16 protein-coding genes are annotated in these 16734 nt (G+C 64.2%); 9 read left to right on the top strand and 7 right to left on the bottom strand.

Annotation, left to right across the window (positions count from 1 at the left end; translation table 11 throughout):
• Positions 1 to 151: 151 nt before the first annotated feature.
• Positions 152 to 1336 carry a substrate-binding domain-containing protein gene (locus ACM43_RS08775; RefSeq protein ID WP_271539720.1) on the bottom strand — a complete coding sequence of 395 codons (1185 nt, stop codon included), beginning with the start codon at positions 1334 to 1336 and terminating at the stop codon, positions 152 to 154.
• 179 nt (positions 1337 to 1515) lie between these two features.
• Between ACM43_RS08775 and ACM43_RS08770 the strand changes: the two genes are divergently transcribed.
• Entirely contained in the window at positions 1516 to 1959 is a 444-nt protein-coding gene (locus ACM43_RS08770) for a MarR family winged helix-turn-helix transcriptional regulator (RefSeq protein ID WP_128265510.1), read from the top strand.
• An 86-nt stretch (positions 1960 to 2045) separates the two neighbouring features.
• On the opposite strand, the gene ACM43_RS38750 is transcribed toward ACM43_RS08770, so the two are convergent.
• Entirely contained in the window at positions 2046 to 2450 is a 405-nt protein-coding gene (locus ACM43_RS38750) for a DUF6006 family protein (RefSeq protein WP_157285757.1), read from the bottom strand.
• Between the two features lie 476 nt (positions 2451 to 2926).
• Positions 2927 to 5767 (bottom strand): preprotein translocase subunit SecA, encoded by a 2841-nt coding sequence (secA, locus tag ACM43_RS08765; protein WP_271539719.1) that lies wholly within the window; start codon positions 5765 to 5767, stop codon positions 2927 to 2929.
• A 351-nt stretch (positions 5768 to 6118) separates the two neighbouring features.
• Between secA and ACM43_RS08760 the strand changes: the two genes are divergently transcribed.
• Both ACM43_RS08760 and argJ read left to right on the top strand, forming a co-directional pair.
• Positions 6119 to 7033 (top strand): peptidylprolyl isomerase, encoded by a 915-nt coding sequence (locus ACM43_RS08760; protein WP_271539718.1) that lies wholly within the window; start codon positions 6119 to 6121, stop codon positions 7031 to 7033.
• A 100-nt stretch (positions 7034 to 7133) separates the two neighbouring features.
• Positions 7134 to 8375, top strand: a complete 1242-nt coding sequence (gene argJ, locus ACM43_RS08755; RefSeq protein WP_271539717.1) for a bifunctional glutamate N-acetyltransferase/amino-acid acetyltransferase ArgJ — start codon at positions 7134 to 7136, stop codon at positions 8373 to 8375.
• A gap of 43 nt (positions 8376 to 8418) precedes the next feature.
• Here argJ and ACM43_RS08750 read toward each other — a convergent pair whose 3' ends face one another.
• The gene (locus ACM43_RS08750) at positions 8419 to 9744 is read right to left on the bottom strand and encodes a TadE/TadG family type IV pilus assembly protein (protein ID WP_271539716.1); all 1326 of its coding nucleotides are present in this window, start codon (positions 9742 to 9744) and stop codon (positions 8419 to 8421) included.
• A 137-nt stretch (positions 9745 to 9881) separates the two neighbouring features.
• On the opposite strand from ACM43_RS08750, the gene ACM43_RS08745 reads away from it, so the two are divergent.
• Complete coding sequence (locus tag ACM43_RS08745; protein ID WP_157285762.1) at positions 9882 to 10292, top strand: (deoxy)nucleoside triphosphate pyrophosphohydrolase; 411 nt, start codon at positions 9882 to 9884, stop codon at positions 10290 to 10292.
• A gap of 65 nt (positions 10293 to 10357) precedes the next feature.
• Here ACM43_RS08745 and ACM43_RS08740 read toward each other — a convergent pair whose 3' ends face one another.
• Complete coding sequence (locus ACM43_RS08740) at positions 10358 to 11206, bottom strand: methyltransferase domain-containing protein (RefSeq protein ID WP_157285763.1); 849 nt, start codon at positions 11204 to 11206, stop codon at positions 10358 to 10360.
• 64 nt (positions 11207 to 11270) lie between these two features.
• Between ACM43_RS08740 and ACM43_RS08735 the strand changes: the two genes are divergently transcribed.
• The 4 genes from ACM43_RS08735 to ACM43_RS08720 are packed head-to-tail and all read left to right on the top strand — an operon-like array spanning position 11271 to position 13744.
• Positions 11271 to 12080 carry a ComF family protein gene (locus tag ACM43_RS08735; RefSeq protein WP_157285833.1) on the top strand — a complete coding sequence of 270 codons (810 nt, stop codon included), beginning with the start codon at positions 11271 to 11273 and terminating at the stop codon, positions 12078 to 12080.
• Between the two features lie 34 nt (positions 12081 to 12114).
• Complete coding sequence (gene grxC / locus ACM43_RS08730) at positions 12115 to 12390, top strand: glutaredoxin 3 (protein WP_036026245.1); 276 nt, start codon at positions 12115 to 12117, stop codon at positions 12388 to 12390.
• Positions 12387 to 13265, top strand: a complete 879-nt coding sequence (locus ACM43_RS08725) for a carbon-nitrogen hydrolase family protein (RefSeq protein WP_271539715.1) — start codon at positions 12387 to 12389, stop codon at positions 13263 to 13265. Before grxC ends, ACM43_RS08725 begins: the two co-directional genes overlap by 4 nt.
• Positions 13262 to 13744 carry a DUF1178 family protein gene (locus ACM43_RS08720; protein ID WP_036014648.1) on the top strand — a complete coding sequence of 161 codons (483 nt, stop codon included), beginning with the start codon at positions 13262 to 13264 and terminating at the stop codon, positions 13742 to 13744. The genes ACM43_RS08725 and ACM43_RS08720 overlap by 4 nt, the downstream gene beginning before the upstream one ends.
• Here ACM43_RS08720 and ACM43_RS08715 read toward each other — a convergent pair.
• Complete coding sequence (locus ACM43_RS08715; protein ID WP_157285765.1) at positions 13741 to 14640, bottom strand: EamA family transporter; 900 nt, start codon at positions 14638 to 14640, stop codon at positions 13741 to 13743. The two genes, ACM43_RS08720 and ACM43_RS08715, sit on opposite strands and share 4 nt — an antisense overlap.
• 141 nt (positions 14641 to 14781) lie before the next feature.
• The gene (locus ACM43_RS08710; protein ID WP_271539714.1) at positions 14782 to 15438 is read right to left on the bottom strand and encodes a DedA family protein; all 657 of its coding nucleotides are present in this window, start codon (positions 15436 to 15438) and stop codon (positions 14782 to 14784) included.
• 293 nt (positions 15439 to 15731) lie between these two features.
• On the opposite strand from ACM43_RS08710, the gene cobS reads away from it, so the two are divergent.
• The gene (gene cobS / locus ACM43_RS08705; RefSeq protein ID WP_036014642.1) at positions 15732 to 16730 is read left to right on the top strand and encodes a cobaltochelatase subunit CobS; all 999 of its coding nucleotides are present in this window, start codon (positions 15732 to 15734) and stop codon (positions 16728 to 16730) included.
• Positions 16731 to 16734 lie beyond the last annotated feature (4 nt).

The following is a 16734-nucleotide window of genomic DNA, read 5'->3' as shown; positions in this document are numbered from 1 at the left end:
TGAAGGCTTCTTGATCCCTGGCACTGTTGAAAGCCTCTCGCTCGCGCCTTTCCGGGCGCGGGCCAGCCGGCTTCACGGTGTTACTAGAGACGGAAATATTTTCCTTTTCAAGTATTATTTCGCAAGGCGGTTGCGGCGTATCGGAGCCGTCTCAGAGCGTCTTGATAATCTTGAAGTCGAGGCCGTCGGTTTCAGCGAGGTACATCGGCATCTCGGCGCGGCCGTCGCGAAGCGTCACGGGACCGCGGCCCGCCGAGTAGACGGTGTTGCGCGCGGCCTTCAGCAGCGGACGAAAGGCCAATGATCCGGCGCGGTTGGCGACGGATTCCAGGAAGCGCAGCCCCTCATAGTTCGACTGACCGACGGAACCGACCGGCGGCGCGTTGGCACCGAACATGGAGTAATAGGCACTGAGGAACTCGTCATTGGCGCGCGAGACCAGACCGTTGAAATAGCCGGAGGCGCAGAACAGATTCTCGGTGTTGTCGGCGCCGATGCCGAGCAGCACGGTCTCGTCCATCGCACCTGCAAGCCGCAGCGTGGACGTGGCGAGGCCCGCTTCGGCGAAGGCGCGGTTGAAAGTGATGCTATCGGTGCCGATCAGCGAGATCAGCACCACATCGGGCCGGGCGGCGCGGATGCGGGCCAGATGCGGTTCGTGATTGTCCTCGCCTACGGGTACGAACTCCTCGCCGACGACCTGGCCGCCGGCTTCCTTGATGTAGCGCTTGACCGCGCGATGCGACTGCCAGGGCCAGACGTAATCGCTGCCGATCAGGTACCAGCGCGCCGCCTTCTTGACCTCCGCCAGCCAGTGAATCGACGGCCGGCTCTGCCAGCGCGGCGTCTCGCCGATCGCCATCACGCCCGGCGTGCGCTCGCCGCCTTCATAGACAGGCGTATAGATGTAGGGAATGCGGTTGCCGGTGACCTTGCGCAGCGCGACCCGGACCGCGCTGATATGCGAGCCCATGATGAGGTCGACCTCGTCGAAGGCGATCGCCTGCTCGGCGCGGCGGACCACCTCCTCGATCGGTCCGCCGGAATCGTAGATCGACAGTTCGAGCTCGCGGCCCAGAATGCCGCCGCGCTTGTTGATCTCGGCAACAGCCAGCATCGCGCTGTTGGTAGAGGTCGGGCCCCAGATCCCTGGCGAGCCGGTGAAGGTGAGGAAATTCCCGATGCGCAGCTTGCTGCGCGCGCCGCGCCGCCTCATGAAATGCGCATCGACCGGAGACAGGTCGAAATCCGCCGCCGATGACGACAAATTCCTGAACAGCAGGGACGGCGGCAACGCCGAGCCGCCGTGAGCCGGGAAGTTCACCGTCGCGCGCACGCCAACTCCTGTCTGAGACCAGACCTGAAAGCACATTGAGCAGGCGGCCGCGGCTTCCGCCCTTTTGTTGGGCAATGATCCTATTTTGAAAATATTGAATATTCAAGAATTGAAGTGCATATAGATGCAGCATCGATTGCAAGACATTCACTCATTTGGGTCAAGGCGAAGTCTCAGCCGTGGCAAAACCGCCGAAACAAAATTCCCCGATCACCGAACACCTCGCTTACCTGCTGGCGCAAGCCAACCGGGAAATCAACCGGCAGCTCGAACTGAGGTTGAGCAAGGAGGGCGTGCCGGTCGAGCAATGGCGCATCCTGAAAGTGCTGTCGGACGGCAACGGCCATTCGATGGGCGAGCTCGCGGACGCCGTGCTGCTCAACCATCCGACGCTCACGAAGATGATCGACCGCATGGTCTCCGACACGCTGGTCTACCGCGTGCAGGACCCGAACGACCGTCGCAAGGTGCTGATGTTCATCTCCGACCGCGGCAAGGTGCTGTGCAAGAAGCTCAACTCGCTCGCGGTCGACCAGGAGGAGCACATCCTGGAGAGCTACGGCGACAAGTCGACGAGCGAGCTCAAGCGGCTGCTGGAGAGCTTGATCGACAGCTCGAATTAGACCTCGTGAAGTGGAGCGTGGCGCCTTGCGAAGCGCACACACACATCTGCCGTTTCAATGCATGGCCAGAGGAAAGCACTCGCGCATCATCGCCAGCACGAGAGGCGATAGCGTTGGCCATTCCATGTCGTCCAGCCCACGGCCTTGTTGCTGACCGGCTTGGCTAGATACCATCTGTTGCCGTCGGCATGGTAGAAGTACACGCCGCCCTGGGTTCCGGTGCGTGGATTTGTCAACTTCACCCATCGCGAGCCATTATCTGAGAAGCGGCCTGACCAGCGTGCTCCCGAAGTGCTGGTGCAAGTGTTGCCGTTGCAGGTTGTCTGACTGTCATCGACGGCCGCCCATTTCATCCGCGCCGGGCGGCCGTCGATGTTGCACGACCATGTTCCGCCCCACCATCCGCCCACTTGGCTCGCAGGGGCGGAACCGCAGGCGTAAAGACTCAGGGCAAGGACACAAAAGGCGGTTGGCAGCGCGCGTTTGGGCATTGTCTGGCTCCAATTTTCAGGCCGCGTCTCGTGATCCAATCAAACCACGGATTGAGCTCTGTAGCGGTGATCCAGATCACAATGAGCAGTGGTAAAAAATTGGATCGTCTACCCGAGGGCGTTCGCCGAGACACGATGCCGCGCTTTGACCATTGGCTCTCCGGGCGAAGAGTTCTTCAGCGACGCAGCGGCGCGAGCGAGTGGCCGCCGGCCATCTGCAGAAGTAGCAGCACTCCGGAGTGATCACAGGAACAGGCGCTGAGGCGGGTTGCCAGATGGCTGAAGCGTGCTCAGCCGCGCGTGACGGATAAAGGACCGTCTGACAATTGTGCGCCAGCCATCCTCAATGGCGTGCGCCTACCATTCGTGATGCAACGGAAGACCAGCAGGCATCATATGGATCGGAAGCATTCGACGCCCGGCGAACTCGTGGGCAAAGACAACACCGCGAGTTCGCCGGGTTTTGAGATCATCGATCAAGCATACCGCCCGTGGCAGTGCTTGTACTTCTTGCCGGAGCCGCACGGACAGTCCTCGTTGCGGCCGACCTTGCCCCAGCTGGTCGGGTTCTTCGGATCGCGCATCGACGCATCCGTGGCCTGGGCGCCCAGGGTGACGCTGGCGAGGGCCATCTCGTCCTCGCCGGTGTTCGGATCGAACTTGTGCGCTTCCATCGGCGGCAGCACCGGGGCTTCCTGCTCCGGCGGAACGATCTCGACGCGCATCAGTTGCGCCGTGACGGCCTCGCGCAGGTGAGCGCTCATCTCCTGGAAGAGATTGAAGGCTTCGGTCTTGTACTCCTGCAGGGGATCGCGCTGGCCGTAGCCGCGCAGACCGATGACCTGGCGCAGATGGTCGAGCATGATCAGGTGCTCGCGCCAGAGATGGTCGAGCGTCTGCAAGAGGATGGTCTTCTCGACGTAACGCATCACGTCGGGACCCCATTGCGCGACCTTGGCCGCCATGTGCTCGTCGGCCTTGGTCTCGATGCGCGTCAGCAGCTCCTCGTCGGCGATGCCCTCTTCCTTGGCCCATTCGTCGACCGGCAGGTCGAGATCGAGCACGCGCTTCAATTCGTCCTTGAGCCCGGCGACGTCCCACTGCTCGGCATAGGCATGCTCGGGCACGTGCTTGGCGACGAGGTCGTCGATGAAGGCGTGGCGCATGTCGGCGACGGTCTCGGCGACGCTCTCGTCCTTCATCAGCTCGACGCGCTGGTCGAAGATCACCTTGCGCTGGTCGTTCTGGACGTTGTCGAACTTGAGCAGGTTCTTGCGGATGTCGAAGTTGCGCGCCTCGACCTTCTGCTGCGCCTTCTCCAGCGCCTTGTTGATCCAGGGATGGATGATGGCCTCGCCCTCTTGCAGGCCGAGACGCTGCAGCATGCTGTCGAGACGGTCCGACCCGAAGATGCGCATCAGGTCGTCTTCCAGCGACAGGAAGAACTTCGAGCGGCCGGGATCGCCCTGACGACCGGAACGGCCGCGCAGCTGGTTGTCGATGCGGCGGGATTCGTGGCGCTCGGAGCCGATGATGTAGAGGCCGCCGGGCTTCTTCACGGTCTTGGCAGGCTTCGAACCCTTCGCCGGCTCGACTTCGACGGTCTCTTCGGCCTTAAGCACGATGTCGCGGAAGTGCTCGATATCGGCCTTGATCTGCTCGATCTTCTTGGCCTTCTCGGCCTCGTCGGTGATAGCAGCAGTCTCCTGCTGGATGCGCATCTCCAGCGAGCCGCCGAGCTTGATGTCGGTGCCGCGGCCGGCCATGTTGGTGGCGATCGTGATCGCGCCCGGCACGCCGGCTTCGGCGACGATGTAGGCTTCCTGCTCGTGGAAGCGCGCGTTCAGCACCGCGAACAGTTTCGCCGGCTTGCCGGCGCGGGCGGCGGCATAGAGCTTGTCGAGCGCGCCCTCCTTGCCGAAATCGATCTGCTTGTAGCCGTTCTTCTTGAGGAATTCGGCGAGCACTTCCGACTTCTCGATCGAGGCGGTACCGACCAGCACCGGCTGCAGGCGCGCATTGGCGCGCTCGATCTCGGCGAGGATGGCCTGATATTTTTCCTTCTGGGTCCGATAGACCTCGTCGTCCTCGTCGAGGCGCGCGATCGACAGATTGGTCGGGATCTCCACGACCTCGAGCTTGTAGATGTCGAACAATTCGTCCGCTTCGGTCGCGGCGGTGCCGGTCATGCCCGCCAGCTTCTCGTACATGCGGAAGTAGTTCTGGAAGGTGATCGAGGCCAGCGTCTGATTCTCGGGCTGGACCTGGACGTGCTCCTTGGCTTCCAGCGCCTGATGCAGGCCTTCCGAATAGCGGCGGCCCGGCATCATGCGGCCGGTGAACTCGTCGATGATGACGACTTCGCCGTCGCGGACGATGTAGTCCTTGTCGCGCGTGAACAGCGTGTGAGCGCGCAGGGCCTGGTTGATGTGGTGCACGACGGAGACGTTCTCGACGTCGTAGAGCGACTCGCCCTTGAGCTGGCCGGCATCGCGCAGCAGCGTCTCGATCTTCTCCATGCCGCCTTCGGTCAGCGTCACCGTGCGCTGCTTCTCGTCGACCTCGTAGTCGGTCTTGTCGAGCTTGGGCAGGAACCCATCGATGGTGTTGTAGAAGTCGGAGCGGTCGTCGAGCGGGCCGGAGATGATCAGCGGCGTGCGCGCTTCGTCGATCAGAATGGAGTCGACCTCGTCGACGATGGCGAAGAAGTGCGGCCGCTGGACCATGTCCTCGAGCCGGTACTTCATGTTGTCGCGCAGATAGTCGAAGCCGTACTCGTTGTTGGTGCCGTAGGTGATGTCGCAGGCGTAGGCCGCCTTCCGCTCGGCATCGTCGAGGCCGTGCACGATCACGCCGGTGGTCATGCCGAGGAAGCTGTAGATCTGGCCCATCCAGCTGGAGTCGCGGCGGGCGAGGTAGTCGTTGACCGTGACGACGTGGACGCCTTTGCCGGCGAGCGCGTTCAGATACACCGCAAGCGTCGCGACCAGCGTCTTGCCTTCGCCGGTCTTCATCTCGGCGATGTCGCCCTCGTGCAGCACCATGCCGCCGATCAGCTGGACGTCGAAATGGCGCTGGCCGAGCGTGCGCTTGGCGGCCTCGCGCACGGTGGCGAAGGCCGGGACGAGGAGATCGTCCAGCGTCTTGCCGTTCGCGAGCTGCTGCTTGAATTCCGCGGTGCGGGCCTTGAGCGCCTCATCGGAGAACTTGGCGAGCTCAGGCTCCAGCGCATTGATCGCGTTGACGCGGGACTGATATCCCTTCACCCGCCGGTCGTTGGCGGAGCCGAAAAACTTGCGGGCGAGCGCGCCGATCATGCCTGGTTCCTGTGTTCGCGATTCAACCGCGTTGGGCCTAAGAAGTTGTCGCCCGCCCGCCTATCAACTCACCGTGACGCTTCGCGGCGTCGGAGCCCGGACTGCGGGGGACATCCGCCATATGGGTGGGAATTGGGCAAGTCTGGGTTCAACGGCCAAAAACGCAGCAAAATAAACGCCATCGCCATGGTCGCGACCGCGCAGAGATATGGCCCGGTCGGGGCCTTGTCAACGGCGGGCGCAGTGCGGCTAATTCATCATTTTGACAGACTTTTCGCGTTGCCAAGCCCCCTTGATTGGGCGAGTGTCCGCCCCGCTCGAGCAGCCCCTGCTTCAACATAAGGATTTTCCATGACCACCTCGTTCCCGGCAACCCAGCGCTTCCGCTCCGCGTCCGCCCTGGCTGGCAGCCTCGCTCTGGCGCTGGCCCTGGCGTTTGCGGGCCCGCTCCGGGCCGCCGATGATCCGGTGCTGGCGAAGGTCAATGGCGCGGAAATCAAGAAGAGCGACGTCACCATGGCCGAGGAGGAACTCGGACCGAGCCTTGCCCAGATGGATCCGGCCACCAAGGACGAGAACGTCCTGTCGTTCCTGATCGACATGAAGATCGTCAGCAAGGCTGCCGAAGACAAGAAGATCGCCGACGGCGAGGAATTCAAGAAGCGCCTGGCCTTCGCCCGCAACCGGCTTCTGATGGACAGCCTGCTCGCCAGCGAGGGCAAGGCCGCCACCACGCCGGACGCCATGAAGAAGGTCTATGAGGAGGCCGCCAAGCAGATCACCGGCGAGCAGGAGGTGCGCGCCCGCCACATCCTGGTCGAAACCGAGGACGAGGCCAAGGCGGTCAAGGCCGAGCTCGCGAAGGGGGCCGATTTCGCCGAGCTCGCCAAGAAGAAGTCCAAGGACCCCGGCTCCGCCGACGGCGGCGACCTCGGCTTCTTCACCAAGGAGCAGATGGTGCCGGAATTCTCGGCCGTGGCCTTCTCGCTGGAGCCGGGCAAGATCTCTGACCCCGTGAAGTCGCAGTTCGGCTGGCACATCATCAAGGTCGAGGAAAAGCGCAACCGCAAGGCGCCCGATTTCGAGCAGGTCAAAGCCCAGATCGAGCAGTATGTGACCCGCAAGGCCCAGGCCGAGTATGTCGCCAAGCTGCGCACCGAAGCCAAGGTCGAGCGGCTGGACCAGCCGGCGGCCGATGCGTCGAAGGACGCCAAGTCCGATGCGAAGCCGTCCGACAGCAAGATGGCGCCGCCGGCGAAGAAGTAAGAATTCGCTGTCACTTCGCGGACGCCAAGTATATCTAACGTCGCAATGGCCGGGGCTCCCCCGGCCATCTGCATGTCCAGACCCTACCAAGGCGCCCGCGATGTCCTCCTCCGTCTCTCCGCTCGCCCCCAAAACCGTCCCTGATATGCCCGTGATCGCGGGCATCCGTCTGGCGACGGCCGAAGCCGGCATCCGCTACAAGAACCGCACCGACGTGCTGCTCGCGGTGATGGACAAGGGCACTGCCGTGGCCGGCGTCTTCACCAGGTCGAAGTGTCCCTCGGCCCCGGTGGAATGGTGCCGCGCCAAGCTGAAGGGCGGCAAGGCGCGCGCGCTGGTGGTCAATTCCGGCAATGCCAACGCCTTCACCGGCAAGACCGGCCGCGCCTCCACCGCGCTGACGGCCAAGATCGCGGCCAAGGCGGTCGGCTGCAGCGAGAGCGAAATCTTCCTGGCCTCGACCGGGGTGATCGGCGAGCCGCTGGATGCCACCAAGTTCGACGGCGTGCTCGGCCGCCTCGCCGAAGCCGCGGAGCCCGGCGATTACCTCGCCGCGGCCAAGGCGATCATGACCACCGACACCTTCCCGAAAGTGGCGACCGCGACCGTCAAGCTCGGCAAGGCCAAGGTCACCATCAACGGCATGGCCAAGGGCGCCGGCATGATCGCGCCCGACATGGCGACCATGCTGTCCTTCATCTTCACTGACGCGCCGATCGCGCCCGCCGTGCTGCAGGCGCTGCTCAAGAGCGGCGTCGAGGACACGTTCAACGCCGTGACCATCGACGGCGACACCTCGACATCGGATACGCTGCTGGCCTTCGCCACCGGCGCCGCCGCTGAGCACGGCGCGCCGAAGATCAGCCGCGCCAGCGACCCGCGCCTGAAGGCCTTCGTCAAGGCGTTCAACCAGGTGCTCGCCAATCTCGCCGAGCAGGTCGCCCGCGACGGCGAAGGCGCGCGCAAGCTGGTCGAGATCACCGTCGAGGGCGCCAAGACCAAGGCCTCGGCTCGCAAGATCGCGATGTCGATCGCGAACTCGCCGCTGGTGAAGACCGCGATCGCCGGCGAGGATGCCAATTGGGGCCGCGTGGTGATGGCCGTCGGCAAGGCCGGCGAGCCGGCTGATCGCGACAAGCTGTCGATCTCGTTCAACGGCATCCGCGTCGCCAAGCGCGGGGCGCGCGATCCTGATTATGACGAAGCGCAGGTGTCGGAAGCGATGAAGGCGCCGGAGATCGCGATTCTGGTCTCGCTCGGCCTCGGCAAAGGCCGCGACCGCGTCATGACCTGCGACCTCACCAAGGAATATGTGGCGATCAACGGGGACTACAGGTCGTAGGTCTTCTCCCTCTCCCCGCTCTTACGGGGAGAGGTGAGCGCCATTATCCGGAGATCCGCGCGTCCGCGACCGCCTTCTTGAACAGCGCGTTCATGGCATCCGCGATGCCTTGCGTCGGGCTGACCTCGAAATACAGGCCCGGCGAGGCGCAGCTCTGCATGTTCTGTGCGATCTGGCTGTTCGGCGACGGGCCATAGGGACCGGCATTGAACGAATCGATCCATTTCATGTACCAGGAGTTGGTCGGCAGCGCGAGATACGTCGTGTACAGCACCGCGATCTTGACGCCGCGATCCTTTATCGTCTTGCAAAGCGCAGGGTTGAGTGGCGACTGGCACCGCGTGGTGCCCGAGAGCGGTTTCAGGCATCCGGTGTTGCTCTCGTCGGCCACGCCGTCGGACACGAAGAACAAGTATTTGAGCGGACTGGCCGACGTGCCGCTTCCGGGGGCGCTGATCTGGCCGTTGATCGCAGGAAGGACCGCTGTGAAGGGGGTATCCTGATCGTTATTCTCGTTCTGGCCGTTCACCGACATCAAGTCGATCTTGCCGGCCGCCGTCTTTGCGCTGGAGAGAGAGGCCGACAACGAAAACAGACTGCGCAGGCCGAGCGAGCTTGCAGAGCCGCCGAAATCATAGATCGCCATTCTGAACTGGTTTGAATAGGTCTGAGTGGCATTGGCCGTATCCATCAAGGACTCGGTGGCGCTCCGAAGCACGTCGATCCGGGTGGTCACGCCGAGCTTCTTGGCCAAATCGTAATAGTTGTTCTTGTCCTTCAGATCGTGGCAGGCGAAGGCGCACTTATCCGACGTGTTGTCGACCATCTTCTTCACGTCGGCCGGGGTCGCACCGACACCCATTGACGGCGAATTGTCCAGCAGCAGATAGAAATCGATGTAGAGCGGCATGCTGGCCGTCGCCTTCGACGTGCCGCTCAACGTCAGCACGGACTTGCCGATCACGCCGAGAAACATGGTGTTCAAAGTTGCGGTGAACGAAACCGTCGCGGTGACGGTCGAGCCGGACTTGACAACCGTCGGCGTGAGGCCGGTCAGCGTGTAGCCGGTCTGACTGGCGCGATTGGCATTGAAGATGTTCGTGGCGTCCGTGACGCCGACCGAAATCGAGCCGTCCGCAGTCATGTTGCCGGCGGCCTTGAAAGCGGGCGAGGCCTTGGCGATCGAGCCGACACTGGCGGCATCCGCCGCGGCCTGAAGCTTGGACCGGATCAGCGTCGCGCGCGAATAGTCGATGGCGCAGCCGACCGCACTGATCAGGGGAACGCAGGCGAGCGCGAAAATCACCGCGATATTGCCGCCCCGGTCGTGGACGAACCGGCGGGGAAGAGTCGAAAGCGCAGCGCGCATGGGTAGGCCTGGAGTGGTTTAAAGAGTTCCCACTCTAGGAACTGCGGATTAAATATGACTTATGGTGCCCTTGGAAACGTGGACCGCAACGAGGTTAACAAACCGTTGCAAACGATCTCAGCGAGCGACAGACGCGCATGGCCGATCTCAAACTGACACTGGTGGTGGCCTGCGCGCTCGTCGACGCCGACAAACGCGTCCTGATCGCGCAGCGCCCGGAAGGAAAGGCCTTGGCCGGCCTGTGGGAATTCCCCGGCGGCAAGCTCGAGCCGGGCGAGCGGCCGGAGCAGAGCCTGATCCGGGAGCTTCATGAGGAGCTCGGCATCAACGTCGCCGAGCCGTGCCTCGCGCCGCTGACCTTCGCCAGCTACGGTTACGAGACCTTCCATCTCTTGATGCCGCTCTATATCTGCCGGCGCTGGGAGGGGATGGTCACCGCACGCGAGGGCCAGAACCTCGCCTGGGTCCGCGCCAACAAGCTGCGCGACTATCCGATGCCGCCCGCGGACATCCCGCTGATTCCGCATCTGATCGATTTGTTGATGTGAGGTCGAAGGGTACCGCTCTCTGGCGTCATGCCCGGGACAAGCCCGGCCATGACGGAAGAGAGAGATCACTCCTTCCCCGCCTTCTTCACCGCCTCCGCCAGGCTCGCTTTCGCCGACCCCGGCTTCAGCGGCTGCTGCTGGCTCGCATGCGGGGCCCAGCCGGAGAGCCAGACGATGTCGAACGTCGCACGGATGCGGCCGTCGGCATCGGCAAAACGCTCGGCGTAGATCTCGGCCATCCGCAGCAGCGTCGCGCGCCGGCTCGGTGTGCGGCGCCGCTCGATCAGCACATTTGCCGCTCCCATGCGGCGCAGATCCTGCATCAAGGCGAACGCATTGGCATAGCGCACCACGACACGGTCGACGTCGGTCACCGGCAACGCAAAGCCCGCCCGCTGCAATAGCGCACCGATGTCCCGAAGGTCAGCGAACGGCGCCACGCGCGGTGACACACCGCCCTCGCATTCGGCTTCCGCCGCGGCAAACGCCTGGCGCAGCTCGGTGAGGCTGTCGCCGCCGATCATGGCAGCAAGCAGCAGCCCGTCCGGCTTGAGCGCCCGGCGGATTTGCGCGAGCACGCCGGGCAGGTCGTTGACGTATTGCAGCGCCAGCGCCGAGACGACGAGGTCGAGGCTCTCCGGCGCGAGCGGCAACTTCTCGGCACCCGCCTCATCGAGCGCGATCCGTTCGATGGACGGTAGCCGAGCGCGTAGCGCCGCGAGCCCCCCGCCGGGCGTCCAGAGATCGGCCGGTGCTTGAAATTCTCGCATCACTGTGGCCAGCCGATCGGACATGTCCTCGGCGACCCGCTCGAGCAGGAATGTGACCGCGCCTTGGGCCTGGGCGCGCTGCTGCCGCCTCTGCAGCAAGGCACGATCAAACAAGGCGGGCGGGATTTGAGCGGTCCGGACCATGCCGCTGGTTACGCCGATCTCCACAGTTCTGGCAATCCGCTGCGTGCAGCGTTACCCTTCCCACATGGAAGCCGACGCTCCCCCCATCCGTTCCATCGCCGCACCGCTGCGGAGCGCGTGGACGGCCGGCCGCCAGGTGCTGGCGCGGGCGGCGCGGCTGGCGCTCGACATCGCGCTGCCGACACAGTGCGTATCCTGCCACGAGCCGGTCGATGGCGAGGGCGTTTGCGCTTCCTGCTGGGCGCGGCTGTCGTTCATCGAACGGCCCTATTGCCCGCGGCTCGGCATTCCCTTCGTTTATGACCCCGGTCCCGAGATGCTGTCGATGGAGGCGATCGCAAGCCCGCCGGCCTATCAGCGCGCCCGCGCGGCGGTACGCTACGACGACGTTGCGCGTACGCTGGTGCATGCGCTGAAGTATCAGGACCGTACCGATCTGGCGCCGGCCATGGGCCGCTGGATGGCGCGCGCGGGCGGCGAGTTGCTGACCGGCGCCGACATGCTGGTGCCCGTGCCCCTGCATTGGCGGCGGGCCTGGCGGCGCCGTTACAACCAGTCCGGCGCGCTCGCGCGTGTCATCGAGCGGCAGAGCGGGATCAAGGTGCGGGGCGACGTGCTGCGGCGGGTGCGCGCCACCGAGCAGCAGATCGGCCTGTCGCGGGCCCAGCGCGCCACCAATGTGCAGGGCGCATTTCAGGTATCTCCCGACCGTCAGGCCGAGGTCCAGGGCCGCCGCGTTGTCCTGATCGACGATGTCCTGACGTCTGGCGCGACGCTCGACACCTGCGCGCGGGCCCTGCTGCGCGCCAAAGCGGCCCAGGTCGACGTGCTGGTCTTTGCCCGGGTTGTCGAGAGCGGGCCCCGTCCCATATAATTCAATGAATTCATGACATGAGAGCGCCAGACGAATGACTGCTGCTGTCGAGATCTACACCCGGCCGGGCTGCGGCTATTGTTCCGCCGCCAAGTCACTGCTGACCCGCAAGAAGGCGACCTTCACCGAATTCGACGTCGCCAAGAACCCGTCCTGGCGCCAGGAAATGTACGGCCGCGCCGGCCAGGGTTCGACCTTTCCGCAGATCTGGATCGGCGGCACCCATGTTGGCGGCTGTGACGACCTCTATGCACTCGATCGCGAAGGCAAGCTCGATGGCATGCTCGAAAGCGTGAAGGCGGTATCATGAGCGAGAGCCGCACGTTCACGGCCGCCATGGTGCAGATGCGCACCGGCCTGATGCCCGGGCCGAGCCTCGAGCAGGCCACGAAGCTGATCCGGCAGGCTGCGGCCGATGGCGCCGATTACGTGCAGACGCCGGAAGTCAGCAACATGATGCAGCTGAACCGCAAGGCGCTGTTCGAGCATCTCCAGAGCGAAGAGGATGACGCCTCGCTGAAGGCGTACCGGGCGCTCGCGGCGGAGCTGAAGATTCACCTCCATGTCGGCTCGCTGGCGCTGCGCTTCTCGCCGGAGAAGGCGGTCAACCGTTCCTTCCTGATCGGGCCCGAGGGCAACGTGCTCGCGAGCTACGACAAGATTCACATGTTCGACATCGAGCTGCCGGACGGCGAGAGCTATCGCGAATCCGCCAATTACCAGCCGGGCGAGACCGCCGTGATCTCGGATCTGCCCTGGGGCCGCATCGGCTTGACGATCTGCTACGATGTGCGCTTCCCCGCGCTGTACCGCGCGCTCGCAGAAAGCGGCGCCTATTTCATCACCGTGCCGTCCGCCTTCACCCGCAAGACCGGTGAAGCGCATTGGCACGTGCTGCTGCGAGCCCGTGCGGTCGAGACCGGCTGCTTCGTCTTCGCCGCGGCGCAGGCCGGCACCCACGAGAACAAGCGCGAGACCTACGGGCATTCGCTGATCGTCGATCCCTGGGGCGAGATCCTCGCCGAAGGCGATGTCGAGCCGGGCATCATCATGGCCAAGATCGACCCGGCCAAGGTCGAGACCGCGCGCCGGGCGATTCCCTCGCTCCAGCACGGCCGCCGCTTCGGCGTCTCCGATCCCAAGGCCGGGCCGGACCATTTGCACCTCGTGCGGGGCTCGGCATGATCCGCTACGCGCTCCACTGCGACCGCAATCACGCCTTCGAAAGTTGGTTCCAGAGCTCGTCGGCCTATGATTCGCAGGTGAAGCGCAAGCTCGTGACCTGCCCGATCTGCGGCTCGGCCAAGGTCGACAAGGCGATCATGGCGCCGCGCATCGTCGGCAAGAAGGGGCGCGGCCGCGCCACGCCGCCGCCGGAGCCCGTGGCCGCGACCACGCCCGAGGCTGCGCCGTCAGGGCCGACCTCGCTGCTGATGGCGCAGGAGCGCGAGCTGCGCGCCAAGCTGAAAGAGCTGCGCGACCACATCGTTAAGAATGCCGACAATGTCGGCGAGCGCTTCGCCAACGAAGCCCGCGCCATGCATTACGGCGACAAGGAGCATCGTCCGATCTATGGCGAGGCTTCGCCCGAAGAGGCGAAGTCGCTGATCGACGAAGGCATCGAGGTCTCACCGCTGCCGACCCTGCCGGAAGACCGGAATTAAGCTCCCACCAGCACAGCGACCCCGACGACGATCAGCGCGATGCCTGCAAGCTCGCGCGGCGCGATCGGCTGCTTGAACGAGTAATACGCCACGGCTTGCGCGAACAGCACCTCGATCAAGGCGAGCGTGCGGACGTTGGCGGCCGCCGTCAGCGCAAAGGCGAGGAACCAGAATTGCGAGGCGAAGGCGCCGATGAAGCCCGCGAGCATCGACGGTCGCCATAACCTGAGGATTCCTCGCAGCACGTCCGGCGTGCGCCAGAGCAGGTAGATCGTCAGGATCAGCGTCTGCACGAACAGGCCGAGCACCAGCGTGATTGACGCCGCGGTCACGAAGGACACGCCGGGCACATTGATGATGGCGCCGCGAAAGCCGACCGCTGACAGCGCGAAGGCCGCCGCGGCAACGAGGCCGGTGATGGTCGGCTTCAGCTCGGCAAAGCTCTTGTCGCCGCCGGGGCGGAGCGCGGTGATGACGACGCCGATGGTGGCGATCATGATCGCGAGCACCTTCAGCCAGGTCAGGTGATCGCCGAGGAAGACGAAGCCGAAGATCGCGGTCTGGATCGCCTCGGTCTTCAGGTAGGCCGTCGTCACGACAAAGGAGCGGTCGTTCATCGCGAGCAGCATCAGGCCGGTGGCGACGATCTGGCTGAGCGCGCCCAACAGCAGCCATGGCCAGAACACGGCCGGCGGCGCGCTGAGATGATCGCCGGTCGCGAGCAGCACCAGCCCCAGGAACAGCAGCGAGAACGGAAAGCCGAACAGGAAGCGGATATTGGTCGCGCCCCAGGTCCCCAGCGGCTTCGTCAACGACCGCTGCATCGCATTGCGCGCGACCTGCCCGAGCGCGGCAATGATGGTGAAGGGAATCCAGAGGCTGGCGATGGTGAACATGGGGTGGCGGGCGCGAGGATGCGGACCAACGTGCCGCTAGCGGTGAAGCAGGTCAATCACACCGATGTCATGGGTGCGATGCTCTCGCACAAACTCGGTGCCTGCGAACGCAGGGACGGCGCTTGTAATGTGGCGTCTGCCCTAAACCTGCGGCTTGGCCGTCGCGCCACGGCCATTCCGCCGGCGATAGATCCACATCCCCACGCCCAGCACGACCGCAACCCCGACGACGGTCAGCATCCAGATGTGCTTGCCGACATGCGCATGATGATGCAGCCCGGCATATTCATGCAAGGCCGACACGGCCAAGACGCCCGGCAGCACATGAGCCGGCGCCCAGGCCAGGATCGCCGGGATGTTCACGGCATAGAATGTCGCGGGCGCCATGCCCAGCGCGCCGGCCGTCACAGGCACGAAGGCGCGGATCGGCGGCACGAAGCGGGCGAAGAACACGGCCCAGGTGCCGAAGCGGTGGAAGAAATTCTCGCTCTCGGCGACGACGCGCGGATAATTGGTCAGCGGCCAGGTGTTGAGGATCTCGCGCTGCCGCCTGTGCCCGATCCAATAGGCCGACCCGTCGCCGAGTACGGCACCAGTTGCGGCCGCCAAGAGCACCCATGGCAGCTGCAATTCGCCGCCGGGGACTAGGGCGCTCAGCGCCAGGATGATGGTCGAGCCGGGGATCACCGATCCCACCACCGGAACTGCCTCGAGCAGCGCCGCCAGGAACAGGGTCAGATAGGCCAGCCACGCATGGGCGGAAACGAAGGCGATGAGGGGATCGAGAAAGGACGTCACGTCGTCTCTTGAAGGGCTGGAGCATGGGGCTTCGGACCCTACATAAGTAACTGCATACGGCCAAAGTACCATTCGCACGGATTGGGCGCGACCCGCCCGAATTTCGGCGTGATTCGCAAGGCAGCCCTCCAAAAACTGCGCTCCTTGTCTATCTAGATGAAAAGACAACGGAACTTTGATTGGTGGGCGGGCTTCTGCCGGCTCGTTGTCTCTGATAGGTTGATTTTCAGCACCCAGCCGCAGCCAACGTGCGAATAACCGGTTTCGGGACCGCCCGGGACCTCGGAGGATTGATGACGACCGCCGCCCTGTCCAAAGTTGAGGAAGTTTCCGGCCTGCCCGACATGAAGGTGTCGGTGCGCCAGGTGTTCGGGATCGACAGTGATCTCGAAGTCCCGGCCTATTCCGAAGTCGATCCTCATGTGCCCGAAGTGGATTCCGATTACCGCTTCGACCGCGCCACCACGCTGGCCATTCTCGCGGGCTTTGCCAGGAACCGCCGCGTGATGGTGACCGGCTATCACGGCACCGGCAAATCCACCCATATCGAGCAGGTCGCCGCCCGTCTGAACTGGCCCTGCGTGCGCGTCAACCTCGACAGCCACATCAGCCGTATCGACCTCGTCGGCAAGGATTCGATCGTGGTCCGCGACGGCAAGCAGGTCACCGAATTCCGCGACGGCATCCTGCCCTGGGCGCTGCAGAACAACGTCGCGCTGGTGTTCGACGAATACGACGCCGGCCGCCCGGACGTGATGTTCGTGATCCAGCGCGTGCTGGAGGTTTCGGGCCGCCTGACGCTCTTGGACCAGAACAAGGTGATCAAGCCGCATCCGGCGTTCCGGCTGTTCGCCACCGCCAACACCGTCGGCCTCGGCGACACCTCGGGCCTCTATCACGGCACCCAGCAGATCAACCAGGGCCAGATGGACCGCTGGTCGATCGTCACCACGCTGAACTATCTCAGCCACGACGAGGAAGTCGAGATCGTGCTGGCCAAGGCCAAGCACTATCGCACGCAGGAGGGCCGCGACATCGTCAACAAGATGGTGCGCCTCGCCGACCTCACCCGTAATGCCTTCGCCAACGGCGATCTGTCGACGGTGATGAGCCCGCGCACGGTGATCACCTGGGCGGAAAACTCCGACATCTTCGGCGATATCGGCTTCGCCTTCCGCGTCACCTTCCTCAACAAATGCGACGAGCTCGAACGGCCCCTGGTCGCCGAGTTCTACCAGCGCTGCTTCAATGCTGAGCTGCCGGAATCGGCAATCAACGTCGCGCTGAGCTGATCTC

The organism is Bradyrhizobium sp. CCBAU 45321, assembly GCF_028128975.1.
Taxonomy (GTDB): domain Bacteria; phylum Pseudomonadota; class Alphaproteobacteria; order Rhizobiales; family Xanthobacteraceae; genus Bradyrhizobium; species Bradyrhizobium yuanmingense.
The sequence above is the reverse complement of the archived record's forward strand: the minus strand, read 5'-3'. Positions and strand labels throughout refer to the sequence as shown.